The organism is Kribbella endophytica (genome assembly GCF_054781295.1).
Map to the genome: position 1 here is coordinate 128,057 of NZ_BAAGUR010000006.1, position 25,670 is coordinate 153,726.

Below are 25,670 nucleotides of genomic sequence, written 5' to 3' on the forward strand. Positions count from 1 at the left end.
GGAGGCCAGAGGCGGAAGCGCCGTACGGTGTGGAGCTGCTTTCAGGAGGTGCCGGCGCGGGTGCTGGTCCAGGCGGTCCAGAGGGTGGCGTACGGGCCGTTGGCTGCTACCAACGCGTCGTGGCGGCCGGACTCGGTGACCTGGCCGTTTTCGAGGACGATGATCTGGTCGGCGTCGACTGCTTGGGTGAGGCGGTGGACGACCACCAGCGACGTACGACCGGCTAGGGCTGAAGTGGCGGCCTGCTCCAGCAAACGCGCGCCGGCGCTGCCGGCTTCGGCGGTGGCTTCGTCGAGGATGGCGACGGGTGGGTCGGCGAGGACCAGGCGGGCCAGGGCTACCTGCTGGCTCTGGGCTGTGGTGAGGGTGTGGCCGCCGCTGCCTACAACGGTGTCTAGACCGTCGGGAAGACCACGCGCCCAGTCGAGAGCGTCTACCTGCTTCAGCGCGCCTTCGAGTTCTTCAAGACTGGCTGAAGGTTTGGCCAGGCGGAGGTCCTCGGCGAGGGTACCGACGAAGACGTGGACCTCCTGGGTGATGAGGACGACCTGGGTGGTCGTGGAGAGCGTCCCGCTCGTGGGCGGGTGTACGCCGGCGATGAGCTTGGCCAGCGTCGTCTTACCGGCGCCGGACGCACCCACCAGCGCGGTGCGGGTTCCGGGCGAGAGGTCGAGGTCGACGCCCTTCAGGACTTCGTGGCCGGGCTCGTAGGAGTACCGCAGAGCCCTACCCTGTACGCCGACAGCACCAGCGGACCGGTTCTCACGCGCAGGCGTCGTCGTCTCCAGATCGACCACCCCGACCAGGCGGGACAGGCTCACGGTCGCCAGTTGCATCTCGTCGAACAGGAACAGCACCGACGTGATCGGCCCCAGCAGCGCGTGGAAGTAGAGCGCCGCCGCGGTGGCCGCACCGATGCTGACGGCGTCGGCTCGGACCAGCCAGAAGCCGGTCAGCAGGACGCTGGCGAGACTGATCAGCTCGGCCAGGTTGAGACGGTTGAAGAACCTTGTCTGCAAGAGGATCTCGGCGATCCCCAGGTCGGCGTTGGCGCGCGAACGCTGGTGCACCCGCTGCTCGTGCTCGTCGGTGAGGTGCAGCGCGCGGACCGTCGGAGCAGCGCCGATGGTCGCGAGCAGCTGGTGCTGCTGGGCGCCGATGACCGCGCGGTGGCGGCGGTAGAGCGGCATCGAGCGGCGTACGTACCAGCGGGCGGTCGCGACCTGCAGCGGTACGGCGACCGCAGCGGCGATCATGAAGCGCCAGTCGAGGACGCCGAGGCCGACGACGGTCAGCGCGATCATCAGTGTCGATCGGGTGAACTCCGGGAACGCGTACCGCAGCGCCTCGCCGATCTTGTTGACGTCGTTGGTGATCCGCGACGAGAGATCGCCGGAACCCGCTCTCTCGAGCTGATCCAGCGGCAGGCCCATCGCGCGCTCGACGAACGACTCACGCAGCCGGCTGAGCATCACCTCGCCGAGGCGCGAGCCGGCCGCCGTACCGAGGGCGGTCAGTACTCCTTGGCCGACGGCGACAGCGATCAGCAACACGACCGGAGTGGTCAAAGCGCCAGGCCCACGACCGTCGAGGACCAGGTCGACCATGTGGCCGAGCAGCGGCGGGACGAGCAGTCCCGTGGCAGTTGCTGCTAGCAACAGCAGGAGTGCCAGTACGGCGTACCAGCGTCGCTCGCGGAGCAAGCTTCGCAGCGTCGCCCAGGTGCGGGCCGTGCTGGCGATCGGCAGGGTGTCGCGCTCTTCGACGAGATCAGTCACGGTCATTGCCTCTCAGGCCAGTACGGTCGTGCGGTAGACCTCGTGGTCACGCAGCAGCAGGTCGTGGCTGCCGGACGCCGTGACGGCGCCGTCCTGGACCACGATCACCCGGTCGGTCACCTCGAGCAGTGCGGGACTGGTCGTGATCACCAGCGTCGTACGGCCCGATCGCAGCGAACGGATGCCGTGGGCAACGCGGGCTTCGGTGACGGAGTCGACAGCTGTGGTCGGTTCGTGCAGGACCAGTACGCCGGCGTCGGTGGCGAGTGCGCGGGTGAGCGCGATGCGTTGGCGCTGGCCGCCGGAGAGTGCGAGGCCGCGTTCGTTGACGGGTGTGTCGAGGCCCGCGGGCAGGGTGCCCTCGAGCTCGTCGGCACCGCCGGCGCGGAGGACCTGGTCGAGGGGGAGGTTGCCGCGGGCGGCGGCGGTGACGTTGTCGCGGACGGTGCCTTCGAAGAGCGTGCCCTCGTGGTCGGCGACGACGATCGCCGTACGGGTGTCTGCGGGTGGGAGGTCGGTGAGGCGTACGCCGTCGAGCTCTACCCACCCGTCGGCCGACTCTTCTTCGCGCCCTAGGCAACGAACGAGCGCTGACGAGTCGGCGGGGTCGATGGCAACTACTCCGACGAGTTCGCCGGGGTCGATGTCGAGGGTGAAGCTGCGGAGGGGGTGGTGGTCGAGGTCGCGGATCCTCAGCTGGCCGCGGATCGGCAGGTTGAGGTTCTTGCTGCCGGCACCTACTGCTGGGGGTGCGGAGAGGACTTCGGCGACGCGGGCCGCTGATGCTCGGCCCTGGGCCAGTTCGGCGTTGACCACGCCGAGGAGGTGCAGGGGGTCGACGAGGAACTGGGCGAGGCCGACGGCTGCGATGAGTTCGCCGATGCTGATCTGGCCGTGGGCCGCGAGGCGGCCGCCGACGAGGGCGACGACGGCGAGGAAGACGCCGTTGAGGATCAGCAGGAAGCCGTCGTACCAGGCGTTGGCGTTGGTTGCCTTGAGTCTGGCGTGCAGGGATTCCTGGCTGGTACGGCGGTAGCGGGTGACGGCGGCGGCCTGGGCGCCTAGGCCGATGAGGACGCGGAGGCCCGCGATGAGGTCGGCGGCGATGCCGGAGGCGTGGGCGGCGCGGTCCTGCTCGGTGTCGGCTCGTCGTTGGAGTGGTCCGCCGACGAGGTGGATGACGCCTAGGAGGGCGGGAGTGCCGAGGAGGACCAGGAGGCCGAGGGGGATGGAGATCCGGAGCAGGGCGACGGCGGCGACGATCAGGCCGCAGACCGCGCCGACGGCGTGGGCGAGGGAGCCGCAGACGTAGCTGATGCGTTCCGCGTCCGACGTCGCGATGCTGGTGAGGCTGCCGGGGAGGCGGCCGGTCTCGGCGCCGCCTCGGTGGTCGAGCACTCGGCGGGTGAGCTGCATGCGGAGGTCGTGCTCGGAGTCGACGAGGGACTTGCGGGCGAATCTGGCGCCGAAGAGGTAGCTGTAGGACAGCAGGAGGAACACGGCAGCCAGTACGGCGAGCCAAGTGACGATCGCGCCGGCGTCACCGGTCGCGACGCCGCGGTCGATGACGATGCCGAGCACGATGGGGACGAGCGTTTCGCCGACTTGGTACCCGGTGAAGAGCACACCCGCGGCAGCGACCCGGCGCCCCTGGCGCCGGATCGCTCCGCGGAGTACTTGAGTACCGGTGACGTTCCCCGTCACGAAAGGGAGGGGGAGGGGAGGGAGGGGTCGTGCGCCCCCGAAGACCTACCGCCTTCGGCGGTGGTCGGTGGGTTCGCGGCGGGCCCGCTCCCGGCGGTTGGCGTTGCGGCCGCCTTGGGGTCGGCCATCTTGGGGGCGCTGGGGACCTTGGTGGCGGGGTCGCCGTCGACGGCGGCGGTCAACTGGGGGACCAGGCCTTCGGTGATGAACTTGACGCTGAGGACCGTCAAGAACGAGAAGGCGCCGGCGAAGTTGGTTTGTTCGTAGTCGGAGACGGCTACGCGGCCCTGCTTGACGGCGTTCAGGCCCGTGTAGAGCTTGGACTTGAGGACTGCTTCCTGCGGGTTGTTCTGGTCCTCGACGAGCATGACCAGCGCGTCGACGTCCAGCAGGTCCAGACGTTCGTTGCTGATCTCTACGCCGAACTGGTCCTTCGTGACGTCGCGCAGGTTGGCGGGGGACTTGAAGCCGAGCGACGCCATCAGACGGGTGCGCGGGTCGTCGGGGCCGTAGACGAAGGCCTGCGGGCCGGCGGCGGCGACCAGTGCGGTCGCGCCCTCGAACTTCGGGTTCGCGGCGCGGGCGTCGGCGAGCAGCTTCTCGGCGTCCTTGACCAATTTGTCGGCGGCAGCGGGACGGCCGACGGCCTTGCCGACCGTCCGGGCGGCGTCCTCCCAGCCGATGCCGAAGCTCGCGACGCCCTTGGGCGGTGCGATGGTCGGGGCGATCTGGCTCAGCTTCGTGTAGTCGGACTGGCTGAGGTCGGCGTACAGCGCGATGATCAGGTCGGGGCGCAGCGCGGCGACGCGTTCGAACTGGATGCCGTCGTCGCCCTTGAGCACGGTCGGCGTCGCGCCGTTGAGCTCCTTCAGGCGGTCCTCGGCCCACGGGTACAGCGCGCCGGGCCGCTCGCCGAACCACTCCGTCGTACCGACCGGAACGATGCCGAGGGCAAGCAACGGATCCTGCTCGACCAGGCCGACGGTGACCACCCGCTGCGGGTCGGCCTTGACCTCGGTGCTGCCGAACTTGTGCTCGACCGTGGTAGGCAGTGCGCCGTCCTCGACCGCCGTACGGCCGGAAACTCCGGCAGCGACCGGCTTCTCGTCCTGCGCATCGGTGCCGCAGGCAACAAGAGTGGATGCGGTCAGCAGTACGGCGACTGCGATCCGGAGGGGAAACTTCACTGGACTGCTCCCTGCTGCGTGGCGGTCAGGTAGCCGCCCATGTGGGTGAAGTACTCGTTGGCGCTGAGCTCCTGGCCGTCCGCCGTACGGACCCGCTCGACGACGACCGCGTGGTTGGTGCCGTGCCGCGCGTCCGCGCCGGCGACGATCGCGACGCCGGGGCCTTCGCGGAAGAAGATGCGGCCCGGCGTCCCGCCGTACCGGCCGGTGGACAGCGAGGCGGCGAGGATGCTGATCCGCTGGCCGCGGTGGTAGGTCCAGGCGTTCGGGTACGGGTCGGGCTGCGCGCGGACCAGGTTGACGACGTCCTGCGCGGGCCAGGTCCAGTCGATCCGGTTGTCGACGTCGGACCGCTTGTGGAAGAAGGTCGCCTGCGACCGGTCCTGGGCGACCCAGTCGGTCTTGCCCGACGCGATCAGATCGATCGCGTCGACGGTGATCGGGCCGAACAGCTCGAGCGTCTTCTGGAACAGGTCGACCGTCGTCTCGGTCGGACCGACCGGCACGGCGCGCTGCAGCACGATGTCGCCGGCGTCGAGCTCGGCGTTCATCATGTGCGCGGTGACGCCGACCTCGGTCTCGCCGTTGATGATCGCCCAGTTCAGCGGCGCGAAACCGGCGTACCGGGGGAGCAGGGCGTCGTGCACGTTGAGGGTGCCGAGCCGCGGCAGCTCGAAGACCGCCGGCGGGATCAGCGTGCGCCAGTTGGAGGCGACGATCAGGTCCGGCTCGACCGACTTGAGCGTCTGCAGCAGCTCCTCGTCGTCCGGGCGCTCGCGCTCGACCACCGGTACGCCGGCCGACGCGGCCAGGTCGGCGACCGAGTCGCTCCAGATCTGCTCGTAGGCGCCCTTGGCCGGCGGGTGCGTGACGACCAGGACGACCTCGTGCTCGGACTCGAGAAGGGCTTGCAGGGTTCGGTGCCCCCACGTTTGGTACCCGAGCATGACGACGCGCATCAGTGACTCTCCTCTAGCTGTTGGCGGTTAGGTTAGGCTAACCTGAGATGTCAGCTGGATGTAAGTCGTGAGGTAGGAGAGCGCAACGATGACGAACCCGTTCGAAGACCCGGACGCCCGCTACCTGGTGCTCGTCAACGACGAGAACCAGCACAGCCTGTGGCCGGTCTTCGTCGACGTCCCGGCCGGCTGGACCAAGGTCTTCGGTGAGGATTCCCGGCAGGCGTGCCTGGACCACATCGAGGCCAACTGGACCGACATGCGCCCCCGCAGTCTGGCAGAACTGATGGACGCGCCGCGCGCCTGACCGGCGCGCCGCTTCACTGGCTGCCGGCTCACTGGCGGATGCTGGTGAATGCCTTGTAGGCATGGCCTGCGAGCGCCACGGCGATCGCGAACGCGAGGGTGTCGTGGACGACGATCACGCCCGCGCGCGGGATGCCGGACAGGCTGAACTTGAACCACAGCAGCAGTCCCGTGATCACCATCACGACGATCGCGCCGGCCAGCCAGGCGGCGAAGACCTTCTGGCCGGCGTTGAACTTGCCGGAAACCTCGCTGTGGTGGGGGATTCGACGGACCGCGCCGAGCAGCCAGTGGCCGTCCGTACGGGTGAAGCGGTTGAGTCGGCGTACGTCGAGACGTAGTGCTCGGGACAGCAGGCCGAGCAGGAACGGTGCCGGCAGCAGGATGCCCGACCACTCGTGCACGGTCGCGACGACGTGGCGTCTACCGATCGCCGCCGCTATCGGGCCGAAGTAGATCGCGGCTGCCGTGGTGAGGCAGATCACCATCAGGACAAGGGTTGTCTGGTGCACGAGCCGCTCGGCGCGGCTGAACCGGCGTACGGACTTATGCACCGGCCGGCTCCTCGCCGGGGAGCCAGCCGTCGACCGGGTAGCCGTACTCCTCCCAGTAGCCGGGGATCACCTCGTCGGTCACGGTGATGCCGGACAGCCACTTCGCGGACTTGTAGAAGTACATCGGGCCGACGAACAGGCGCACCGGGCCGCCGCTGATGTGCGGGATCGGCTGGTCGAGCATCTGGATCGCGACCAGTACGTCGGGACGGCGGGCCTGTTCCATGGTGAGGCTCTCGCTGTAGACGCCGTCGAAGCAGGTGAAGCGGACGGCCTTCGCGTCCGGCTGGACGCCTGCTGCGTCGAGAAGTTTGGAGAGCTGTACGCCGACGAACGGGACTTGGTCGACCCGCCAGCCGTCGGTGCAGACGACGTCGTGCGTCACTCGGGACTGCGGCAGCTTGGTCAACTGCGGGAGTGTGTACGACGTGGGCTTGGTGACCAGGCCGTCGATCGTGAGCTTGTACGTCGAGGCGTCCTTCTCCGGGACCGAGCCGGCGACGCTGAAGTAGCGGAAGCCGCCTGGGTTCGGGAGTAGGCCGGACAGCCCGGTGGGGTCGCGTTGCGAGGCGGCGCCGAGGAGGTCGCTCCACTTCTGCTGCAGCGCCGGCGCGACGAACAGGCCGGCCATGCCGGCGGCGATCGTCCCGAGCGCGATCCGCCGACCGATCGGGCGACCGGCGGTGTCGTCGGCCGCGCCGGGCTCGGCCGGGTCGGCGGGGTGGCCTGGTTGGTCGGTCATCGGGCATCCTCGCATCGTCACCAGTTCAACTGGTTACGATGATGCCGCGATCATGCGTCACCAGTCAAAGGGGTGACGCATTACCGGTTGCTTACCGGAAGGAACACCCGGGGTCGGGCTCGTCGATCGCCAGCGGCCGGCCGGCCGGGTTCGTGTACAGCACGTCGAGCACCATCGGCGTCGTCCCGAGGTTCTTGCCGATGTGGACGTAGTTGCTGCCCTCGCTGATCGACTGGCCGGCCTTGTAGACGCCGTCGCTCTTGCAGGTCGCGTCGAAGTGGCTCAGCACGCCCTTGGTGACGACGCCATGCAGCGTGCCGGAGTGCTCGTGCCAGCCCGTGCTGCCGCCGGGTGCGAGGCGGGGAGTTCTGGGCATGGCGGGTGGTCCTCCGAGGGGATCTGCCGGTCCGAGCTGGTTGCCCGGGACAACCACTTCGGAGGGTACGGCGGCGATCTACACGTCTGGTCGACGACTCGGCGTAGACAATCTGTCTACGTCCGCGCGGTTAGGTGGAGGTGACCGACGAAGGAGTAGGCGGATGATCAGCAGGAGAAAGTTCACCCAGGGTGTCGTGGCGGCTGGGGTGGCGGGTGGCGCGTTGTCCACGACCGTAGCGAGCGCCGCGTCTGGGGCAGGTCTGCGGGAGGGCGCCGGGGTGCACACCTCGCTGGGGCCGATCAAGCGGGTGAAGGCCGGGGTGCTGGAGACGGCGTACGCCGAGTTCGGGCCGCGGCACGGGCAGGCGGTGCTGTTGCTTCATGGCTGGCCGTACGACGCGCACGCCTTCGTGGATGTGGCGCCGATTCTGGCGGCCGCGGGATATCGCGTGATCGTGCCGTTCCTGCGGGGCTACGGAAACACGCGCTTTCGCTCGTCGAAGACCTTCCGGAACGGGCAGCAGTCGGCGGTCGCGCTGGACATGATCACGCTGATGGACGCCCTGGGGATCGACGAAGCGGTGCTCGGCGGCTTCGACTGGGGTGCGCGGACCGTCGACGTCATGGCGGCGCTGTGGCCGGAGCGCTGCAAGGCGATCGTCGCGGTCAGCGGCTACCTGATCACCAATCTGAAGGCGAACCTCGAGCCGCTCCCGGCGGCGGCCGAGTACGGCTGGTGGTACCAGTACTACTTCGCCACCGAGCGCGGCGTGAAGGGGTACCGGAAGAACTGGCGTGAGTTCAACGAGTTGGTGTGGGGGATCATGTCGCCGCTGTGGAAGTTCGACGAGGCGACGTACGGGCGGAGTGCCGCGTCCTTCGACAATCCCGATCACGTCGACATCGTCATCCACAACTATCGGTGGCGGCAGAGCCTGGCTCCTGGCGAGGAACGGTACGAGCGGTACGAGCGAAAGCTGCAGCAGGCGCCGGCGATCGGCGTACCGGCGATCACCATCGGCAGCGACTTCGACGGAGCCGCTGCCGACGGCAAGGGTTACAGGGACAAGTTCACCGGCAAGTACGAGCACCGGGTCTTCGACGGCATCGGTCATAACGTGCCGCAGGAGGCGCCGCGGGCGTTCGCGCAGGCCGTGATCGACGCCGACAACCTTTAGCAGTTGGGGATGCCGGGCAGCTGCGCGGCCGGGTGGTCGATGTAGATGTTGCTGATGTAACCGCCCTGGTCGCGCAGGCGGGACCACCAGTTGTTGGTGTGCCCCTCGGCTGTCACCGTGTCGCCCTGCTTCTGGCACTGGACGAAGACCTGCGTCGGACCGCCCAGCGTGGTGACGATCGGCGCGTTCAGCCGGGCGTCGGCGCGGACGTTGACGCCGGCGCCGTACGTGCTGAAGTTGTACGTCGGCGGCGGGGTCCCGCCGAGGATCGCCGCGACCTCGGCGCGCATCGTGTCGAGGTTGACGCCGTACGGGTCGATCTTGCCCGTCGTACTGGTCTCGCGGTGGCCGCGGGCGAACGACGCGTCCTTGCCGAGCTGACGCAGGACGGCGGCGGTCGCCTTGAGCGAGGCCTGGTACTGCGCAGTGCTCATCGTCTGGCTGACGCCGTTGTAGTCGATCTCCCAGCCGATCAGCATCGTGTTGCCGTCGCCGGCCGGGATCGGGCCGCTGACCCTCGCCGCGCCCGCGTGGTTACAACGACCGGCCGAGACGAGGTGGAAGACGCCGTTGTAGTCGACGAGCGCCTGGGCCAGCGGGCCTTGCAGGTCGGGGCGGCCATTGATGACGATGTTGAGCGCCGGGTGCGGGTTGCTCGGGCTCGTGGTGGACGACGCGGTGTGGTGCCAGAGCACGCCGATCGGGTTGAACGAACCGCTCACGGCCCGGCCCAACCAGTTGCCTTCTTCAACGACCTGGACGCCGGCGGCGCGCAGGACGTCGGCCAGCCAGGGAATGGTGGCCATCAGCGGGCCTGCAGCAGGTCGGCGACGCATTCGATCACGTGCGGCTGGTGACCGGCGGCCGACGCGGCCCGGGGGGCAAGGGTCGCGGCAGCGACCACGGCCGGTACGCCGAGCAGCAGGCGGCGGCGGGCGACCAGGTGGGGGCGGGTGTTCCTCATGGAACTCTCCTTCAGGGCGGACTGGGAGGAGCTGTCGGTGAAACTTTCCAACGAGTACAACCTGACTCGTTGTCAGCGACCGGCCAAGCCCTTCGGTCCTGGTGAAAAGGCAGCTGCCCCCGCCGGCGGGCGGCCGGCGGGGGCAGAACCTTGCGGTGCGTGATCGGCCCGGGCGATCAGGCCGGGCCGATCAGAGGCTCAGCGAACGATCGCTCAGCGAACGGTGGTGAAGCTCGCCGAGGTGAAGCCGTTCGCCCACAGCTGGTTCACGCGCGAGCGCTCCGCGGAGTTCGGCTGCGAGTTGGTGCACGACGTACCGGGACCGCCGCCGGACATCAGTTCGCTGCACGGGCCGGAGTAGTGGTCGGGCAGGCCGAGCACGTGGCCGGTCTCGTGGGCGGTGACCCGGGTCGAGTCGTACTGCTGGTTCTGCCGGTAGTCCAGGAAGATGTACCCCCGGCCGTGCCCGTTGGTCGACGCGTACGACCCGCGCGAGTCGTTGCCCTCGCGGTAGTAGAAGTCGTAGTTGCTGCCCGAGACCAGGCGCACGTTGGTGACGGCGTTGTTCCAGATCTGGGCGCTACGCGCGATCTGGGTCGCGAACCGCGGGGCACGGCTCGCGTTGTAGACGACCGTCACGGCGGCGGTCTTGTCCGGGTTCTTGGCCTGCTTGGCCCGGGCGGACTTCATCACCGCGTCGTAGAAGGCCTTGGTCTCGGCCTCCTCCTGGACGGTTCCGACGTACGCCGAGGTGGCGGTCTCGGCGGCCGGCGCGGCGGGCGCCGGGGCGGCGGTGGACGTGGTGGCTGCCAAGGCGGGGACGGCCAAAGCGGCAGCTGCGACTGCTGTCAGTGCAGAGATGAAACGGCGGGACATAGGAGCCTCACTCCCTAGTCGGGGCGGAAAGCGATCAGCTGACTACTGACCGCGACGCCACGGATCGTGACACCACGCCGACAATTCCGCATCAGGACGGCGAAAACCCGGGGGTTAACCTTCGCTACCCACCGGTCGCGGCGCCCGCCGCGCAGGTGACAACGAAGGTTCGCCGAAGGTGGTCGTGCGAATCTCAGACGTCGTAGATGCGGACCCAGTCGATGTCGTACGACGCGGGCTGCATGCTGTCGCCGTAGAAGTTGTCGAGCTGGATGGTCAGGTGGCCGGACGGCATGCACTGGATGCACTGGCGGACGTCGTTCGCGCCGCCGGAGTAGCTGAACCACTCCTTGCCGTCGATGAAGCCCTTGACGTGGTCGGCGGTCCACTCGACCGCGACGTTGTGCCACTCGGTCAGCGGCGCGCCGCAGTCCGACTCCTTGGTGAAGATCTGCTGCACCGACGCGTTCGCGTTGTGCGGGTAGTGGATGAACGACTCGGCGCAGGACTGGCCCGGCGCGCCGTTCTCCAGGAAGTCGTACTCGCCGTCCTCGGGCCAACGGTCGGAGTCCGGCCAGATGATCAGCAGCGGGTGGTACTGCCGCCCGTTGTCCGAGCCCTGCGGGGTCGATCGGATCCTGGCCTCCCAGCGGCCGTACTGCTGGCCGAGCTTCGAAGCGAGCCAGCCGGAGTCGCCGTTGGCCAGACCGGTCTGCGTCAGTACGCCGTTCGCGACGTTCGACCGGGACGCGCAGCGCCGGCCGTTGCCCGCGTGGCCGGGCCAGCACTCGCCGGCCTGGCTCCACTTCGCGCCGTCCGGGGCGCCGGTGTAGTCGAACTCGTCCGACTGCGGCAACGGCGTACCCCAGTTGAAGGTCGCGGCGGCGGTCGTGCCGTCGTCCTCGACTGTCGCAGTAGCTGGTGACAGCAGACCGGTCACCAGGGTTACGGAGAGTAGAGAGCCGGCCAGAGTGGCTGTTCGTAAGCGCATCGGGAACTCCTTGGGGTGGGGGTCCGACCACTCTGTAAGTGCCTTTGGTCTCTGATCGCCCGCTGACCGGAAGAGGTCACGTAGCCTCGGGCCCTGAGCTTGTCCGGGCGGGACGAGGGTTAACGAGGTGGTCGGTGTGCGCTTCATCCAGGGACCGGTACCAGGGCAGGATCTGACGTTCAACGACGTCTTCCTGGTCCCGAACCGATCGGCGGTGGCCTCGCGGCTGGACGTCGATCTGTCGACCAACGACGGCAGCGGGACGTCGATCCCGATCGTCGCGGCGAACATGACCGCGGTCTCCGGCCGCCGGATGGCCGAGACGATCGCGCGCTGCGGCGGCCTGGCGGTGATCCCGCAGGACACCCCGGTCTCGGTGGTGACCGAGGTCGTCTCGTGGATCAAGGAACGCCACACCATCTACGACACCCCGCTGGTAATGACGCCGACCGACACCGTCGGTGAGGCGCTGAACCTGCTGCCCAAGCGCGGCCACGGCGCGGTGATCGTGATCGACCAGGGCCGGGCCGTCGGCGTGGTGACCGACGCGGACTGTCATGGTGTCGACCGGTTCACCCAACTCGAGAACGTGATGTCGCGTGAGCTGCTCACGCTCCCGGCCGGGATCGACGCCGAGGCCGCCTTCGATCAGCTGTACGACGGACGCCACCGGCTCGCGCCGGTGGTCGACGCCGACGGGCGCATCGTCGGCATCCTGACCCGCCAGCGGGCTGTCCGGGCGACGCTGTACGAGCCCGCGCTCGACGCCGGCGGCCGGCTGCGGGTCGCCGCGGCGATCGGGATCAACGGTGACGCCGAGCAGAAGGCGAAGGCGCTGCTCGACGCGGGCATCGATGTCCTGGTGATCGACACCGCGCACGGTCACCAGGAGCGGATGCTCGACGTACTGCGGACAGTGCGGGCGCTCGATCCGCAGGTGCCGGTCGTCGCCGGGAACGTGGTGACCGCCGATGGGGTGTCGGACCTGGTCGAGGCCGGCGCCGACATCGTGAAGGTCGGGGTCGGGCCGGGCGCGATGTGCACGACCCGGATGCAGACGGCGGTCGGGCGGCCGCAGTTCTCCGCCGTACTGGACTGTGCGGCGCGGGCGCGTGAGCTCGGGAAGCACGTGTGGGCCGACGGCGGCGTACGGCACCCGCGCGACGTCGCGCTCGCACTGGCCGCGGGGGCGTCGAGCGTGATGATCGGGTCGTGGTTCGCCGGGACGTACGAGTCGCCGGGGGATCCGCACCACGACAGTGACGGGCGGATCTACAAGGAGAGCTTCGGGATGGCGTCCGCGCGAGCGGTTGCGAACCGGACCGCCGAGGACTCGCCGTTCCAGCGGGCCCGGAAGAGCTTCTTCGGTGAGGGAATCTCGACTGCGCGGATGTACCTCGATCCGGAGCGTCCGAGTGTCGAGGATCTGCTCGACTCGATTGTCTCGGGGGTGCGGAGCTCCTGCACGTACGTCGGCGCGGGCACGTTGGAGGAGTTTCACGAGCGCGCGGTCGTGGGGATCCAGACGGCGTCGGGGTACGCCGAGGGGAAGCCGCTCGACAAGAGTTGGTGAGGACCCAACACCTGGACTCTGATTAGGGCAGCCTATCCTTAGTCCATGCGCAGACTTGTGGCCTTTCTGGTGGTTGCTGTAGTTGGCGGGTCGTTGGTGGCGTGTGGGAGTGAATCCGATGCGCCCGCCGGCGGCTCGGCGCCGTACGCGAAGGTGGCGACGAAGTTCGGTGAGGTGAGCATTCCGGCGGAGCCCAAGCGGGTGGTCGCGCTGGGCTGGGGCGACGCGGAGACCGCGCTGGCGCTCGGGGTGCAGCCGATCGGCGCGAGCGACTGGCTCGCCTTCGGCGGCGAGGGCGTCGGAGTATGGGCCAAGGGCAAGTATCAGCAGGCGCCGCAGCTGATCGGGACGCTGGAGCCGGAGTACGAGAAGGTCGCCGCGTTGAAGCCGGATCTGATCCTGGACACGAAGTCGAGCGGTGACCAGGACCGGTACGACACGCTGAAGGGGATCGCGCCGACGGTCGGCGTACCGACCGGAGGTGAGTCGTACAAGGTCTCCTGGGAGCAGCAGACCGAGATGGTGGCCGCGGCGCTCGGGAAGGTTGAGCAGGGCAAGGAGTTGATTGCCTCAACCAAGCAGAAGTTCGAGCAGGCCGTTGCCGCGAACCCCCAGTTCGCGGGCAGGACGATCACGCTCGGTGCGAAGACCGGTGAGGGCTACGGCGCGTACGTCAGCGGGACCGGGCGGGTGAACTTCGTCGAGCGGCTGGGCTTCAAGAACAACCCGACGATCCAGGCGAAGGCGACCGATAAGTTCTCGGTCCCGGTGTCGCGCGAGAACCTCGACCAGCTGAACGCCGACCTGGTCGTGATGGCGCCGATCGGGGTCAAGGCGCAGGACATCACCGGCGACGCGCTGTTCCAGGCGATCCCGTCAGTAAAGGCCGGCCACTCGGTGGTGTTCGACGACAAGACGATCAGCTCGGCGTTCGCGACCGACTCGGTGCTGTCCACGGTCTACGCACTGGACAAGGTGGTTCCGCTCTTCGCGGCGGCTCTGAAAGGCTGACTCCCATGACGCGGACGCCGGACGAAGTCGCACGGGCCTTGCACGAGTTGAACCGGACCGCGGATCTCACGATGCCGTACGCACTGCGGGCGGTGGTGACGCTCGATCTGGCGTCGCAGGTGGCAGGAGGACCACTTGGTGTCCTGGAGCTGGCGGGAGCTGTGGGCGCTCAGGTGACCGGGGTCCGGAAGCTGGTCCGGCTGCTGGCTCGGGATGAGTACTTCACGCTGGACGGCGACCAGGTGGAGCTGGGACCGCGCGGGTGGTTGCTGCTCGAGCCCGTGGTGCGGGCTCGGCTCGACCACGGCAAGGGGTATGCGCGGGTCGACGACGCCTGGCCGGGGCTGGTGGAGGCGATCCGGACCGGCGGATCCGGGTACGAGGCGGCGCGCGGTAAGTCCTTCTACACGGAGCTGGGCGACGACGAGGCACTCGTGTCGTCCTTCGACGGGCAGCTGGCGGAGTGGTCCGGTCATTGGACCGGGCGGCTGGTCGAGGCGCTCGCGCTCAGCGACGAGCACGTCGTGGATGTCGGCGGCGGGACCGGTGCGCTGCTCGGCGCTGTCTTGCAGGCCTACCCGGGGACGCGGGGCACGCTGGTCGAGCTGCCGTCGACGGCCGAACGCGCCGGGCAGTTCTTCGCCGAGCAAGGGCTGAGCGACCGGGTCACGATCGCCACGCAAAGCTTCTTCGAGCCGCTACCCACGGGCGCCGATCTCTACCTGATCGCCCAGGTGCTGCACAACTGGCCCGATGCCGAGACCGTCAGCATCCTCACGCGTCTCGCTAACGCGGCCGGGGACGCGCCGATCCTCATCGTCGAGCGGCTGACGGGCGGCGCGGAGAACGACGCCGATCTGGCCTCCGACCTCTTGATGTACGCCGTGTTCGGGGCCGGCGAGCGGTCCGCGGCGGAGTTCGCCGAGCTAGCCGGGCAGGCTGGGCTCGAACTGGTCGCCACGCGTCAGGTGCTCGGAGCGCTGTCCACGCTGGAGTTGCGGCCGAGGAGATGACGCAGGGCCGGCTCCAGCTCCGGGTAGCGGAACGTGTGCCCGAGCTGATCCAGTACGGCGGGAACGACGCGCTGCGAGGCTTCGGCGAGTTCCTTGGCGCCTTCGGGTCCGAGCAGGATGCGCGGGCCGAACGACGGGACGCGGAAAAGCGCCGGGCGGTGCACGACCCGCGCCAGCGTGGCGGTGTAGTCGCGGTTGCGGACCGGATTGGGGCCGACGCCGTTGACCGGGCCGGACAGCTGGTCGTCGTACAGGGCCCGGTGGTAGATGTCGAGCAGGTCGTCGAGGCCGATCCACGGTTGCCATTGCTTGCCGTCGGCAAGCGGTCCGCCGAGGCCGACGGCGAACATCGGGTACTGCAGGCGGAGGATCCCGCCGGCGGGGGTCTGGACCAGGCCGGTGCGGAGGTTGACGACGCGGACGCCGCCGTCGCGGGCGGGATCGGTGGCGCGCTCCCAGTTCTCGACCAGCTCGGCGAGGAAGCCGGTGCCGCGGGCGCTGTGCTCGGTGAGGAGCTCGTCGCCGCGGTTGGCGCCGTACCAGCCGATCGCCGAGGCGCAGACGAAGACCTGCGGATCGCTGGCGGCGGCGAGGGTCGCGAGTGCGGTGGTCGGGCCGATCCGGGACTCGACGATCGCGTGCCGGTGGGCGTCGGTGAACCGGCCGGCGATCGTCGCGCCGGCCAGGTGGACAACGGCGTCGACACCTTGCAGCAGGTCGTCGGCGGGATGCTCGGGGTTCCACTGCCGCTCTGACGGGCTCGACGGTTCGCTGCGGACGAGCTTGATGACCGTGTGGCCCGCCGTGCCGAGCAGTGCGACGAGGGCTCGGCCGATGGTGCCGTGCGTGCCGGTCACGGCGACGGTCAGCGGGCGGCCGTGCGCGCGGCGCTGGGCGGCCAGGTCGTCAGCGAGCTGCTGGTGCCGGTAGACGAGCATCGAGCGGAGCAGGAAGCCGGGGACGTTGCTGTCGACCCGGTCCGTGATCCGGGTCTGGTCGTTGCCGACAGCATCGAACTGGTGGGTGTGCCGCCAGTTCACCGCCCAGCGCAACGGCGCCGAGGTGAGCTCGTCGACGAAGTGGTCCGGCGGCACGGACTCGCTGTGCTGCGCGACCCACTCGATCCCGAACGGGAAGCCGAGCACGGCGCGGCCGCCGCCGAGGTCGTCGGTCTCCTGCTTGATCCGGACCGGCATCCACGGGGGAGTCAGCCGCTCGATCGCGCCGGGGCGCTCGTGCCAGGCGAACACCTGGTCGCGCGGCGCCGAGACGATGCTGCTGAGGCTCAGACCCACCGGTGTCTCCTCCGCTCGTTGTCCTGCGTCCAGCATCCCACGCCCGAGTTTTGCATAAGTTTGGAGATGAATCTTGTGCATCCGCGGCGCGGCCCCGGCCGGAACAGACAGGCATCAAGACCGCCAACCCAGGAGGGTTCCATGTCTGTACGACGAATCACCGCGCTGACCGCCGCGGGCCTGCTCGCCGCGGCGCTGCCCGTCGCGGCCGTCTCCACCGCGCAGGCTCGGCCGACGGCTACCGCGACGGTTTCGGTGCTGCACGCCGTACCGGGAGCGACTGTCGACGTGTACGCCAACGGGAAGGCGTTGCTGACCGACTTCACGCCGGGCACGCTGACCGATCCGTTGAAGCTGCCGGAGGGGTCGTACGACCTGAAGGTGACCGCGGCCGGAGCGGGTGCGGGCGGTGCGGCCGTGATCCAGGCGAACGACGTCGCCGTACCGGGTGGTGCGAACGTCACCGTCGTCGCGCATCTCAACGCCGCCGGCAAGCCGGTGCTGACGCCGTTCGTGAACGACGTGTCGAAGCTGGCCGCGGGCAAGGCGCGGCTGACCGTGCGGCACACGGCGGCGGCGCCGGCCGTTGATGTCCGGGCTGGTGGGGATCCGGTGTTCAAGGGGCTGACGAATCCGAAGCAGGTGAAGGCGGATCTGCCGGCGGGGACGGTGAAGGCGGACGTCGTACTGGCGGGGACGTCGACGGTCGCGATCGGTCCGGCGGACGTGAACCTGAAGGAGGGGACGAACACGATCGTTTACGCGTGGGGGAGTGCGAGCGGCAAGAACCTGAAGCTGGCCGTGCAGACGATCTCCGGGCTGCATGGTGACCCGAGCGGGGTGCCTGGCGGGACTGGTGGCCAGGCTGCCGCTGGGAGCGGAGTGCCGGTGTGGCTGGGGCTGCTGTGCGGTGCGCTCGCGCTCGGTGTGATCGGCGTCGGCACGTCCGCGGTGCGCTCGCGGTCGTGACGGATCCGCACAGCGCGCGGCTCGTCCGGAGCGCGACCGTGGTCCTGGCGGTCCTGCTCCTGGGCGGCTGCGCCGGCTCCGGCGCCCCGTCGTCGTCGACGGCGTCCGGAGACGGGCGGGTGGAGAGCGTGAGTCCGGCGACCGGTGGTTCCCCCACCCCGGACGCCGCCACGCCTTCACCCGCACCGCCGGTCCGGACCCGGGCCGCCGAGTTGCCCTCGGCAACCGTCGTACCGGCGCCGGTGCGGGTGACGATCGCCTCGATCGGGCTGGCGCTGCCGGTCCGGGCAGTCGGAGTCGCTGCCGACGGGCAGATGGAGTTGCCGGCGAATCCGGCGGTCGTCGGGTGGTACCGGTTCGGGCCGGCGCCGGGGGATCGCGAGGGGTCGGTGGTGCTCGGCGGGCATCTGGACAGTCGCGAGTACGGCGTGGGCCCGCTGGTCCGGTTGCGCAAGCTCCGGCCGGGAGCGGTAATCGAGATCGCGGCCGCCGACGGCGCGAAGGTGCGGTACCAGGTGGAAGGAGTGCGCGATGTCGACAAGCAGAAGCTGGCGGTCGGCGAGCTCTTCGCGCGGACCGGCCCCCGCCGGCTCCACCTGGTCACCTGCGGTGGACCGTACGACGCGAACGGCGGTGGGTACCGCGACAACCTCGTCGTCACCGCGTCTGAGCAGTGACAGGACCCGGCCCCGCGCGGTTAGAGTGCCGCTCGTGAGCAGCGCGGAGCAGGGTGGACCCGCTCCGGCCGAGATCGCGAAGGGATTCGCCGACGGCCGGGAGGACAGCCTGGCCGCCGCCTACCAGCGGTGGTCGGGTCTGGTCTTCACGCTCTGCCTGCGCGCGCTCGGCGAGCGCGCCGACGCCGAGGACGTCACGCAGCAGGTGTTCGTGTCGGCCTGGCGTGGGCGTGACACCTTCGATCCCGCCGTCGGTGAGCTGGGCGCGTGGCTGGCCGGTGTGGCTCGGCACCGGATCGCGGACCGGCTGGCCGAGCGGTACCGGGTCCAGCGTTCCCAGGCCGCGGCTGAGCGCTTGGCCGAGATCGAGGTCGAGCCCGGTCACGACCAGCTGCTGGTCGACCGGGTGGTGATCGCCGACGAACTGGACCGGATCGACGAGCCCCGGCGAACCATCCTCCGGCTCGCCTTCTACGAAGACCAGACGTACCCGCAGATCGCGGACCGGCTCGCTCTACCGTTGGGAACGGTGAAGAGCCACGTACGGCGCGGGCTGCTGCAGCTGCGCGACCGGCTGAAGGAGGTGAAGGGTGACGACGCATCTTGACGAGGAGCTGCTGGCGCAGTGGGCGTTCGAGCAGGTCGAACCCGACGCCTCGGCGGCCGAGCATCTCCGAACGTGTGCCGAGTGCAGTGCGCAGTTGGCCGAACTGCGGCAGTTGATGGTTGCCGTGGACGACCTGCCGCGACTGGAGAGTCCGCCGGTCGACGTCTGGCAGCGCGTCACTGCCGAGCTCGGTCTCCCGGCTGAAAGTGCCTCCAGCTCCCCGGATCACCGGGGAGCTGGAGGCGTGCCTGGCGATGCCGCGGGCAGCGTGGGCATGGCCGGCGATGCTCCGGGCAGCGCGGGAGCTGGATCGGGTCACCGCGTCGGCCGATCAGTGCGGCGGGCTGTTGTCCTTGCTGCCGCGATCGCGGTGGTCGCGGGGATCGGCATCGGCGTCGGCGGGACCCTGCTGCTGCGCTCGGACGACCAGCCGCAGGCCGTCGTACAGCTGGCTCCGTTGGCAGGGAAGAGCGGCAGCGGTACGGCGGGTCTCGTGCAGGACGGCCGGCAGCTGAAGGTCTCGGCGTCGGGTCTCGCCGCGTCCGGCGGGTACTACGAGGTCTGGCTGATCAACGAGGACGGCAAGCGGATGGTCTCGCTCGGCGTACTGGCCGCCGGCCACGACGGCACCTTCCAGCTCCCCGGCGACCTCCCGGCCCAGGGCTACCGGATCGTCGATGTCTCCCTCGAACCGGACGACGGCAACCCGGCACACTCGCTGGACAGCATCATCCGCGGCACGCTGCCGGCCTAGGGCTGCTCCGAGTCCAGCCGCAGGTCCGGGCCGCCTTCGGTGAAGCCTCGGACCTGAGGCTTCGCCCGAACTACCTGTGCTCGGAAGCTGACCTCAGCCACAGAGTGGTCATCGCGCGCCAGCGCGCACTCGCGGGCGGTAGCCCGCCAAACGCCGGCGCCGGCCGGCAGACGCCTGCGCCAAGCAGGTAACTTCCGCCGGCGCTAAGCCGGAGGGTGGGCGGGAGTCGGGCGTAGCGGCCGTCTGGAGGAGCGCAGCGACGGAAGGCGGCTGCGGAGCGCGCATGGGCAGAAGCACCCGAGCAGCCGTGGTGGGCGGCTCGTAGTGCACAACCTACGAGTGAGTTCCGTGTCATCGTAGGGAGCATGACGTCCCCGCAGTCGTCCGTCGTCAGTGACGGGTCCGTCGCCCCGGTGTGGTCGGTCGGCCGGGTGGCGAACATGCTCGGGGTGCCCGCGGTGACGATCCGCAGCTGGGAGGCGCGGTACGGGATCGGGCCGTCGCAAAGGACTCCGGGACAGCACCGGCGCTACAGCGAGGCGGAGGTCGAGAGGCTGCGGCGGATGCACCGGCTGATCGCCGAAGGAATCGCTCCGCAGGACGCCGCGCGGCTGAGCCTGGACCGGGGTGCGGCGAGACGCGGGGGAGTCCTCGACGACACCGAGTCGTTGCTAGCAGCAACAGAATCGTTCCGGGTCGCGACGGTGGCCGAGCAGCTGGACGAGTCGCTGGACCGGCTCGGTGCGGGCCGCTGCTGGGAGGAGCTCGTCTCGCCGGCTTTTCGTTGCCTGGAAGAGCGTTTCAGCCATCGGGGCGACTGCACCGACATCGAGTTGCTGCTCGCACAGGCCATCGCCGAAGCGGTCGAGCGGTACGTCGACCGCCGCCGGCTGCGCCTCGACGGACCGGATCCTGTGCTGCTCGTCTGCTGTCCCGGAGAGCGCCACACCCTGCCCATGGGCGTGCTGCGCGCCGTACTGCTGGAACGTAGTCAGCCGGTGGTTTCGCTCGGTCCGGAAACCACCGATCAGGCGGTCCTGAACGCGGCCGACCGGGTCCGGCCGGCCGCTGTCGTCCTGTGGTCGAGCATCCGCCGGGAAGGCCAGGTCGAGCTGCTCGAGCAGCTCGGCGATCGGGGTCACGACGTCACCGCCGCGGGCGCCGGCTGGCCCCGTTCGGTGGCCGCGGTGAACAGTTTGGAGGACGCCGCCGGCGCGCTGATCCGGCGTCGTACGGCGCGTGCGCCGTCTCGTTCGGGGTCTGACTGACCGCCCGAACTTATGCAGTTGTTGCCAGTTGGTCGATGCCCGTGCATAAATTATGCATAAGTTCTAAGGGGCTTCGATGGCACAACTTCCGGCACCGGTGGCGTGGCTCGACGACCGGGTCGGGATCACCAAGCTCGGCAAGAAGAATCTGCGCAAGGTGTTTCCCGACCACTGGTCGTTCATGCTCGGTGAGATCGCGCTCTACAGCTTCGTCATCCTGCTGCTGACCGGGGTGTTCCTGACGCTGTGGTTCAAGCCGTCGATGGCCGAGGTCGAGTACCAGGGCTCGTACAGCCTGCTCAAGGGCCTGCCGATGTCGGAGGCGTACGAGTCGGCGCTGACCATCTCGTTCGACATCCGCGGCGGGCTGCTGATGCGGCAGATCCACCACTGGGCGGCCGTGCTGTTCGTCGCCGCGATGAGCGTGCACCTGCTGCGGATCTTCTTCACCGGCGCGTTCCGCAAGCCGCGGGAGCTGAACTGGCTGATCGGGATCGGCATGCTGTTTCTCGGAGTGGTCGAGGGGTTCATCGGGTACGGCCTCCCCGACGACCTGCTGTCGGGCACCGGGCTGCGGATCACCGAAGGGCTGGTCCTGGCCTCGCCGGTGATCGGGACGTGGCTGAGCTTCTTCATCTTCGGTGGGGAGTTCCCCGGTGACGACTTCGTCTCCCGGTTCTTCACCGTGCACGTGCTGCTGATCCCCGGGCTGCTGCTCGGGCTGATCACCGTGCACCTGATGCTGGTCGTCTACCACAAGCACACGCAGTTCCTGGGCCCTGGCAGGACCGAGAAGAACGTCGTGGGATTCCCGTTGCTTCCGGTGTACGCCGCCAAGGCGGGCGGGTTCTTCTTCGTCGTGTTCGGTGTCACCGCGGCGATGGGTGCGCTGCTGCAGATCAACCCGGTCTGGCTGTACGGGCCGTACAACCCGGCCGAGGTGACCGCCGGCTCGCAGCCTGACTGGTACATGGGCTGGCTCGACGGTGCTGTCCGGCTGATGCCCGGCTTCGAGACCCACGTGTGGGGCGTGACGCTGAGCTGGAACATCCTGCTGCCCGCGTTGATCGTGCCGCCGCTGTTCATCGTGTTCGTCGCGCTGTACCCGTTCATCGAGCAGTGGATCACCGGCGACAAGCGGGAGCACCACCTGCTCGACCGGCCGCGCAACAACCCGACCCGCACCGGGATCGGCGCCGCAATGGTCACCTTCTACGGCGTGCTCTGGCTGAACAGCGGCAACGACCTGATCGCCACCCAGTTCCACAGTTCGATCAACACCATCACGTGGGTCTGCCGCGTCCTGGTGGTGCTCGGGCCGGTGATCGCGTTCTGGATCACGCGCCGGATCGCGTACTCGCTGCAGCGCGCCGACCAGGAGCGGGTGCTGCACGGTCTGGAGACCGGAGTGATCATGCGCGATCCGGACGGCGGCTACAGCGAGAAGCACGCGCCGATCTCGCGGTCCGAGGCGTACGTGCTGACCACGGCGGCGAAGCCGCGCGCGATCGAGGCGGGGCCGGATGCCGACGGCAACGGCGTACCGGCCCCTGGTCGCAGGCGGCGTCGGCTGCGGGCCGCACTCTCGCGTTTCTACGCGGAGTGAACAAATCGAAAGCGTTTGCGCAAACGGTTCCGCACTTCACAGTGCTGTTGCGGTCACCTTGCGTGTGCGTCACTGAGGGTGCTGCCGGAAATCGTTGTCTGCCGCGTGAATCCGGCCATTAAAGGGTGACTGGGCAACTACTCTGCGCTCATCTGAGCTGTCTGAACGGCGAGGAAGCGGGCACGGTTCCGATCGGCGGGCCGAACTGCTCGCCACCGTCCATCAGCCCGACGTTGGAGTTGAGTTCAGATGCGCAAGGCAACCGCCCTGGCAGGAGTCGCCACCTTGGGAATCTCCGGACTGCTGTCCGTTCCGTCCGCATCCGCCGCACCGCCGTCCGCGCAGCACTGCGTGGGGAGTCGCAGTACCGGCGCCCAGCAGTGCTTCGCGACCTTCACGGAAGCGATCAGTACGGCGACGCACGGCGCGGTCACGTCGGCGCCGGCTCAGGTCCCGGACGCGGCCGGCAAGGCTGCGCTGGATCGTCAGATCCAGCAGGCCCAGACACGTGCCTTAGGCAACAAATCCGGCCGGGACGCGGCCGCCGGTGAGGTCATCCAGGGCACCTTCTTCGACAACCGCGACTTCGGGGGAGCCTCCTTCACGGTCACCGGTGCGGGGCTGTGCGACGGCTCCGACGGGGTGATCAACTACGAGTTCACCTTCCCCGGCGACTGGTTCAACCGGATCAGCTCGGTCCAGCCGTGGGCCAGCTGCAAGATCTGGCTCTACCCCGACGCCAACCTGACCGGCGACCGGGACGGTCCCTTCACGGCCAACACCGGCTGGATCGGCGAGTTCATGGACGACCGGACCGACTCGGTCGGCTTCAGCTGAGCAGCAGTTTCCCCTCCCCTGCGACGGTTTCGCTCCAACCCACCAAGTGAGGAAGTAGAACCATGTCGAAACGAGTGATCGCCCTGACCGGTGCCGCGTTCCTCTGCGCGGCCACCACCTTGACCGCTTCGTCGGCGTACGCCGCGGACGGACCGACCGGGCGGGAGTTGCTGGACAAGTGCAACAACGGGACCGACAGCTGCGTGTTCCACCCATACGGGCCGCCGGAGACGTTCCGCGGTGACATCCACCAGGTCGGCGACACCGTGTTCAACTGCACGGCCGACCTGCAGCGCTCGACGGTGAAGTGGTCCGAGACGACCGGTGAGTCGAACAGCTTCGGTGTCTCGCTGTCGGCCGAGTACGGGTTCTCCGACGTGTTCAAGGTGTCGATCGAGACGTCGTACCAGCACACCTGGGAGAGCTCGAGCACGGTCGGCCAGGACGACAGCATCGACGTCAAGCCCGGCGAGAAGGGGTGGGTCGAGCGGTCCACCGAGATGAACCGGGTCAAGGGTCAGTACGAGATGCACTTCCCGGACCGCTTCTACGACCACTACATCTGGTACCAGGAGTTCGAGGCGGTCGGTCCGGTCAAGGACGCGCCCGGACTGATCACCAAGAAGACCGCCGTGATGAGCCCGGAGGAGAAGAGCCAGCACTGCGGCTGACGCCCGCGAGGTCGCTTAGGTGACTGAACGGTGTCGATTTCTCTCAAGGGCTTGCCGAATCCCTGCTGGAATCGATACCTTCCTTTCCGGCTCGACCTGGCCGTTCCCCCCGTGACGGCCAGGCCGAGCCCCTACTTGTTCGGTACCGTCGAGCGCATGCGGATCCTGTACGTCGGCAACAGCTTCACCTCGCGCAACAACCTTCCCGGCACGCTCGCGGCGATGGCGTCGGCGCGGGGGATCGAGGTCACTCATCAGCTGATCTCCGCCGGTGGTGCGTCGTTGCGGCAGCACCTGAATGCGGGGAAGGCGCTGGCCGAGATCGCGTCGGGCGAGTACGACGTCGTCGTACTGCAGGAGCAGAGCACGTTGCCGGTGAAGAGCCCGGCGCGGATGCGTGAGAGTGTCCGGGACTTGCATGCGGCGATCGAGGCTGCTGGTGCGCGGACCGCTCTGTACCTGACGTGGGCCCGGCGCAACCAACCTGAGGCGCAGGAAGCGCTCACTGCTGCGTACGCCGCTGGTGCTGCTGAGGTTGGTGCCACGCTCATCCCGGTTGGGTTGGTGTGGGAGCGCTTCTTGGCGACGTACGAGGAGCCGGCCTTGCATGACGCCGACAACAGTCATCCCGCTCCGGCAGGCAGCTACCTCGCGGCTTGCGTCTTCCTGATCGCGTTGCTGGAGGAGAACCCGGTGGGGATCGAGCTGCCGGTCAAGGGCGTGGACTCTGAGACGGCGGAACTGATCAGGCGTGCGACATGGGACATCTGCACAGACTTGGTTGAGGGACGCTAGCCGGCGAGGTTTGTCAGCGCGGTCGCGGTCGCGGCTGGGGCGGTGTCAGCCGGAGGGACCGTGGGGAGTTGCGTACGGCGGGGGCGGCGGTGGGGGGATTTCAGGTAGGTGTGCCAGCACCAGGTGGCGACGTCGGTTGCGTCGGGGCGGTCTGCTGGGTTCTTCGCGAGCATGCGGAGCAGGTAGCGGCGGAAGTTGCGGTGGACCTGGTCCGGTTGGGCGGGGCACTGGTGGAGGTGCTGGCGGAGCACGCCAGTGGGGGTTTCGGCGACGAAGGGCGGGTCGCCGGTGAGGAGTTGGTAGAGGACGCAGCCGAGGGAGTAGACGTCGGCGGCGGGGCCCGAGGGTTGGGCGCTGGCTCGTTCGGGGGCCAGGTAGTAGCTGGTGCCGAGGACGTGGCCCGGGGGAGTGTCGTCGGCGGCGGGGTCGGCGACGAAGCAGGCGATGCCGAAGTCGGCGATCTTCACCGTGCGGTCGGCGGTGATCAGCAGGTTGCCGGGTTTGATGTCGCGGTGCACGACGCCTTCGTGGTGGGCCGCGGCGAGGCCCTCGGCGACCTGGGCCGCGATCCACGCGGCGGTGGCCGGCTCGAAGCAGCCCTCGCGGCGGAGCTCGGCGGCGAGGTTGTCGCCGTCGACGAGTTCCATGACCAGGTAGCAGCTGTCGCCGTACGGGCCGAAGTCGTGGACACCGATCACGTGCGGATTGTTGACCACGGCACCGGCATGCGCCTCGCGGCGAAAGCGTTCCATCGCCTGGGGGCCGGTGTGCTCCGGTGGCAGCAGCTTGATCGCGACCGGGCGGCCGAGCAGTTCGTCGGTGGCACGCCAGACCTCGCCCATCCCGCCGCGGCCGAGCACCGTCTCGAGCTGGTACCGATTCGCGATCCGCATCGTGGCCTCCCGCGTCCCCGTGAGCACCTCAGGTACCCCAAGGTGTGACCGGGCATGCGCGGAACGCGATCTTGTGCAGGTGGT

Annotated in this window: 27 protein-coding genes; 14 read left to right on the plus strand and 13 right to left on the minus strand. The window is 69.0% G+C overall.

Annotation, left to right across the window (positions count from 1 at the left end; translation table 11 throughout):
- Positions 1 to 41: 41 nt before the first annotated feature.
- Genes ACYVIO_RS38490 through ACYVIO_RS38505 form a run of 4 tightly spaced genes read right to left on the minus strand, consistent with a single transcriptional unit; the run spans position 42 to position 5,628 of the window.
- A complete protein-coding gene (locus ACYVIO_RS38490) occupies positions 42 to 1,778 on the minus strand; it encodes an ABC transporter ATP-binding protein (RefSeq protein ID WP_460655942.1) in 1,737 nt (578 codons plus the stop codon).
- A gap of 12 nt (positions 1,779 to 1,790) precedes the next feature.
- On the minus strand, positions 1,791 to 3,482 hold the full coding sequence (locus ACYVIO_RS38495; protein ID WP_460655943.1) for an ABC transporter ATP-binding protein: 1,692 nt from the start codon (positions 3,480 to 3,482) through the stop codon (positions 1,791 to 1,793).
- Entirely contained in the window at positions 3,479 to 4,669 is a 1,191-nt protein-coding gene (locus ACYVIO_RS38500) for an iron-siderophore ABC transporter substrate-binding protein (RefSeq protein WP_460655944.1), read from the minus strand. The genes ACYVIO_RS38495 and ACYVIO_RS38500 overlap by 4 nt, the downstream gene beginning before the upstream one ends.
- Positions 4,666 to 5,628 (minus strand): methionyl-tRNA formyltransferase, encoded by a 963-nt coding sequence (locus ACYVIO_RS38505; RefSeq protein WP_460655945.1) that lies wholly within the window; start codon positions 5,626 to 5,628, stop codon positions 4,666 to 4,668. The genes ACYVIO_RS38500 and ACYVIO_RS38505 overlap by 4 nt, the downstream gene beginning before the upstream one ends.
- Positions 5,629 to 5,716: 88 nt before the next feature.
- Here ACYVIO_RS38505 and ACYVIO_RS38510 point away from each other — a divergent pair, with 88 nt between their 5' ends.
- A complete protein-coding gene (locus ACYVIO_RS38510; RefSeq protein WP_460655946.1) occupies positions 5,717 to 5,935 on the plus strand; it encodes an MbtH family protein in 219 nt (72 codons plus the stop codon).
- A 28-nt stretch (positions 5,936 to 5,963) separates the two neighbouring features.
- On the opposite strand, the gene ACYVIO_RS38515 is transcribed toward ACYVIO_RS38510, so the two are convergent.
- From ACYVIO_RS38515 to ACYVIO_RS38525, 3 genes are all read right to left on the minus strand, one after another.
- The gene (locus ACYVIO_RS38515) at positions 5,964 to 6,488 is read right to left on the minus strand and encodes a cytochrome b/b6 domain-containing protein (RefSeq protein WP_460655947.1); all 525 of its coding nucleotides are present in this window, start codon (positions 6,486 to 6,488) and stop codon (positions 5,964 to 5,966) included.
- Positions 6,481 to 7,230, minus strand: a complete 750-nt coding sequence (locus tag ACYVIO_RS38520; protein ID WP_460655948.1) for a molybdopterin-dependent oxidoreductase — start codon at positions 7,228 to 7,230, stop codon at positions 6,481 to 6,483. The genes ACYVIO_RS38515 and ACYVIO_RS38520 overlap by 8 nt, the downstream gene beginning before the upstream one ends.
- 91 nt (positions 7,231 to 7,321) lie before the next feature.
- Entirely contained in the window at positions 7,322 to 7,606 is a 285-nt protein-coding gene (locus tag ACYVIO_RS38525; protein ID WP_460655949.1) for a cupin domain-containing protein, read from the minus strand.
- A 163-nt stretch (positions 7,607 to 7,769) separates the two neighbouring features.
- On the opposite strand from ACYVIO_RS38525, the gene ACYVIO_RS38530 reads away from it, so the two are divergent.
- Positions 7,770 to 8,786, plus strand: coding sequence for an alpha/beta fold hydrolase (locus tag ACYVIO_RS38530; protein ID WP_460655950.1), 1,017 nt, complete (start codon positions 7,770 to 7,772; stop codon positions 8,784 to 8,786).
- On the opposite strand, the gene ACYVIO_RS38535 is transcribed toward ACYVIO_RS38530, so the two are convergent.
- The 4 genes from ACYVIO_RS38535 to ACYVIO_RS38550 all read right to left on the minus strand — a co-directional run bounded on the left by ACYVIO_RS38535 (position 8,783) and on the right by ACYVIO_RS38550 (position 11,566).
- Complete coding sequence (locus tag ACYVIO_RS38535) at positions 8,783 to 9,592, minus strand: amidase (RefSeq protein ID WP_460655951.1); 810 nt, start codon at positions 9,590 to 9,592, stop codon at positions 8,783 to 8,785. The genes ACYVIO_RS38530 and ACYVIO_RS38535 overlap by 4 nt on opposite strands.
- Positions 9,592 to 9,750 carry a hypothetical protein gene (locus tag ACYVIO_RS38540; RefSeq protein ID WP_460655952.1) on the minus strand — a complete coding sequence of 53 codons (159 nt, stop codon included), beginning with the start codon at positions 9,748 to 9,750 and terminating at the stop codon, positions 9,592 to 9,594. Before ACYVIO_RS38540 ends, ACYVIO_RS38535 begins: the two co-directional genes overlap by 1 nt.
- A gap of 213 nt (positions 9,751 to 9,963) precedes the next feature.
- Positions 9,964 to 10,626 carry a snapalysin gene (snpA, locus tag ACYVIO_RS38545; RefSeq protein ID WP_460655953.1) on the minus strand — a complete coding sequence of 221 codons (663 nt, stop codon included), beginning with the start codon at positions 10,624 to 10,626 and terminating at the stop codon, positions 9,964 to 9,966.
- 193 nt (positions 10,627 to 10,819) lie between these two features.
- Positions 10,820 to 11,566 (minus strand): glycoside hydrolase family 16 protein, encoded by a 747-nt coding sequence (locus ACYVIO_RS38550; protein WP_460655954.1) that lies wholly within the window; start codon positions 11,564 to 11,566, stop codon positions 10,820 to 10,822.
- Between the two features lie 187 nt (positions 11,567 to 11,753).
- Between ACYVIO_RS38550 and ACYVIO_RS38555 the strand changes: the two genes are divergently transcribed.
- From ACYVIO_RS38555 to ACYVIO_RS38565, 3 genes are read left to right on the plus strand one after another with little or no spacing between them, the layout of a single operon-like run.
- The gene (locus ACYVIO_RS38555; protein WP_460655955.1) at positions 11,754 to 13,190 is read left to right on the plus strand and encodes a GuaB1 family IMP dehydrogenase-related protein; all 1,437 of its coding nucleotides are present in this window, start codon (positions 11,754 to 11,756) and stop codon (positions 13,188 to 13,190) included.
- Between the two features lie 45 nt (positions 13,191 to 13,235).
- Positions 13,236 to 14,201 (plus strand): iron-siderophore ABC transporter substrate-binding protein, encoded by a 966-nt coding sequence (locus tag ACYVIO_RS38560; protein WP_460655956.1) that lies wholly within the window; start codon positions 13,236 to 13,238, stop codon positions 14,199 to 14,201.
- A gap of 5 nt (positions 14,202 to 14,206) precedes the next feature.
- Positions 14,207 to 15,214, plus strand: coding sequence for a methyltransferase (locus tag ACYVIO_RS38565; RefSeq protein ID WP_460655957.1), 1,008 nt, complete (start codon positions 14,207 to 14,209; stop codon positions 15,212 to 15,214).
- On the opposite strand, the gene ACYVIO_RS38570 is transcribed toward ACYVIO_RS38565, so the two are convergent.
- The gene (locus tag ACYVIO_RS38570; protein ID WP_460655958.1) at positions 15,166 to 16,509 is read right to left on the minus strand and encodes a TIGR01777 family oxidoreductase; all 1,344 of its coding nucleotides are present in this window, start codon (positions 16,507 to 16,509) and stop codon (positions 15,166 to 15,168) included. The genes ACYVIO_RS38565 and ACYVIO_RS38570 overlap by 49 nt on opposite strands.
- A 141-nt stretch (positions 16,510 to 16,650) precedes the next feature.
- Between ACYVIO_RS38570 and ACYVIO_RS38575 the strand changes: the two genes are divergently transcribed.
- From ACYVIO_RS38575 to ACYVIO_RS38615, 9 genes are all read left to right on the plus strand, one after another.
- Entirely contained in the window at positions 16,651 to 17,478 is an 828-nt protein-coding gene (locus ACYVIO_RS38575; RefSeq protein WP_460655959.1) for a DUF4397 domain-containing protein, read from the plus strand.
- Complete coding sequence (locus ACYVIO_RS38580; RefSeq protein WP_460655960.1) at positions 17,475 to 18,155, plus strand: class F sortase; 681 nt, start codon at positions 17,475 to 17,477, stop codon at positions 18,153 to 18,155. Before ACYVIO_RS38575 ends, ACYVIO_RS38580 begins: the two co-directional genes overlap by 4 nt.
- 34 nt (positions 18,156 to 18,189) lie before the next feature.
- Complete coding sequence (locus ACYVIO_RS38585) at positions 18,190 to 18,762, plus strand: RNA polymerase sigma factor (protein WP_460655961.1); 573 nt, start codon at positions 18,190 to 18,192, stop codon at positions 18,760 to 18,762.
- Entirely contained in the window at positions 18,746 to 19,516 is a 771-nt protein-coding gene (locus tag ACYVIO_RS38590) for an anti-sigma factor domain-containing protein (protein ID WP_460655962.1), read from the plus strand. The genes ACYVIO_RS38585 and ACYVIO_RS38590 overlap by 17 nt, the downstream gene beginning before the upstream one ends.
- Positions 19,517 to 19,881: 365 nt before the next feature.
- On the plus strand, positions 19,882 to 20,784 hold the full coding sequence (locus ACYVIO_RS38595) for a MerR family transcriptional regulator (RefSeq protein ID WP_460655963.1): 903 nt from the start codon (positions 19,882 to 19,884) through the stop codon (positions 20,782 to 20,784).
- Between the two features lie 76 nt (positions 20,785 to 20,860).
- Positions 20,861 to 22,390 carry a cytochrome bc1 complex cytochrome b subunit gene (qcrB, locus tag ACYVIO_RS38600; RefSeq protein WP_460655964.1) on the plus strand — a complete coding sequence of 510 codons (1,530 nt, stop codon included), beginning with the start codon at positions 20,861 to 20,863 and terminating at the stop codon, positions 22,388 to 22,390.
- A gap of 249 nt (positions 22,391 to 22,639) precedes the next feature.
- Complete coding sequence (locus ACYVIO_RS38605; RefSeq protein WP_460655965.1) at positions 22,640 to 23,227, plus strand: hypothetical protein; 588 nt, start codon at positions 22,640 to 22,642, stop codon at positions 23,225 to 23,227.
- Between the two features lie 62 nt (positions 23,228 to 23,289).
- Positions 23,290 to 23,898 (plus strand): hypothetical protein, encoded by a 609-nt coding sequence (locus ACYVIO_RS38610; RefSeq protein ID WP_460655966.1) that lies wholly within the window; start codon positions 23,290 to 23,292, stop codon positions 23,896 to 23,898.
- Between the two features lie 156 nt (positions 23,899 to 24,054).
- Entirely contained in the window at positions 24,055 to 24,693 is a 639-nt protein-coding gene (locus ACYVIO_RS38615) for a hypothetical protein (RefSeq protein WP_460655967.1), read from the plus strand.
- Here ACYVIO_RS38615 and ACYVIO_RS38620 read toward each other — a convergent pair.
- Complete coding sequence (locus ACYVIO_RS38620; RefSeq protein ID WP_460655968.1) at positions 24,690 to 25,586, minus strand: serine/threonine-protein kinase; 897 nt, start codon at positions 25,584 to 25,586, stop codon at positions 24,690 to 24,692. The two genes, ACYVIO_RS38615 and ACYVIO_RS38620, sit on opposite strands and share 4 nt — an antisense overlap.
- Positions 25,587 to 25,670: the final 84 nt, after the last annotated feature.

Coding starts and splice junctions, on each gene's coding strand:
- ACYVIO_RS38605 (WP_460655965.1), top strand. CDS start 22,640: ATGCGCAAGGCAACCGCCCTGGCAGGAGTCGCCACCTTGGGAATCTCC.
- ACYVIO_RS38525 (WP_460655949.1), bottom strand. CDS start 7,606: ATGCCCAGAACTCCCCGCCTCGCACCCGGCGGCAGCACGGGCTGGCAC.
- ACYVIO_RS38610 (WP_460655966.1), top strand. CDS start 23,290: ATGTCGAAACGAGTGATCGCCCTGACCGGTGCCGCGTTCCTCTGCGCG.
- ACYVIO_RS38620 (WP_460655968.1), bottom strand. CDS start 25,586: ATGCGGATCGCGAATCGGTACCAGCTCGAGACGGTGCTCGGCCGCGGC.
- ACYVIO_RS38510 (WP_460655946.1), top strand. CDS start 5,717: ATGACGAACCCGTTCGAAGACCCGGACGCCCGCTACCTGGTGCTCGTC.
- ACYVIO_RS38615 (WP_460655967.1), top strand. CDS start 24,055: ATGCGGATCCTGTACGTCGGCAACAGCTTCACCTCGCGCAACAACCTT.
- ACYVIO_RS38575 (WP_460655959.1), top strand. CDS start 16,651: ATGTCTGTACGACGAATCACCGCGCTGACCGCCGCGGGCCTGCTCGCC.
- qcrB (WP_460655964.1), top strand. CDS start 20,861: ATGGCACAACTTCCGGCACCGGTGGCGTGGCTCGACGACCGGGTCGGG.
- ACYVIO_RS38505 (WP_460655945.1), bottom strand. CDS start 5,628: ATGCGCGTCGTCATGCTCGGGTACCAAACGTGGGGGCACCGAACCCTG.
- ACYVIO_RS38535 (WP_460655951.1), bottom strand. CDS start 9,592: ATGGCCACCATTCCCTGGCTGGCCGACGTCCTGCGCGCCGCCGGCGTC.
- ACYVIO_RS38540 (WP_460655952.1), bottom strand. CDS start 9,750: ATGAGGAACACCCGCCCCCACCTGGTCGCCCGCCGCCGCCTGCTGCTC.
- snpA (WP_460655953.1), bottom strand. CDS start 10,626: ATGTCCCGCCGTTTCATCTCTGCACTGACAGCAGTCGCAGCTGCCGCT.
- ACYVIO_RS38560 (WP_460655956.1), top strand. CDS start 13,236: ATGCGCAGACTTGTGGCCTTTCTGGTGGTTGCTGTAGTTGGCGGGTCG.
- ACYVIO_RS38520 (WP_460655948.1), bottom strand. CDS start 7,230: ATGACCGACCAACCAGGCCACCCCGCCGACCCGGCCGAGCCCGGCGCG.
- ACYVIO_RS38530 (WP_460655950.1), top strand. CDS start 7,770: ATGATCAGCAGGAGAAAGTTCACCCAGGGTGTCGTGGCGGCTGGGGTG.
- ACYVIO_RS38565 (WP_460655957.1), top strand. CDS start 14,207: ATGACGCGGACGCCGGACGAAGTCGCACGGGCCTTGCACGAGTTGAAC.
- ACYVIO_RS38595 (WP_460655963.1), top strand. CDS start 19,882: ATGACGTCCCCGCAGTCGTCCGTCGTCAGTGACGGGTCCGTCGCCCCG.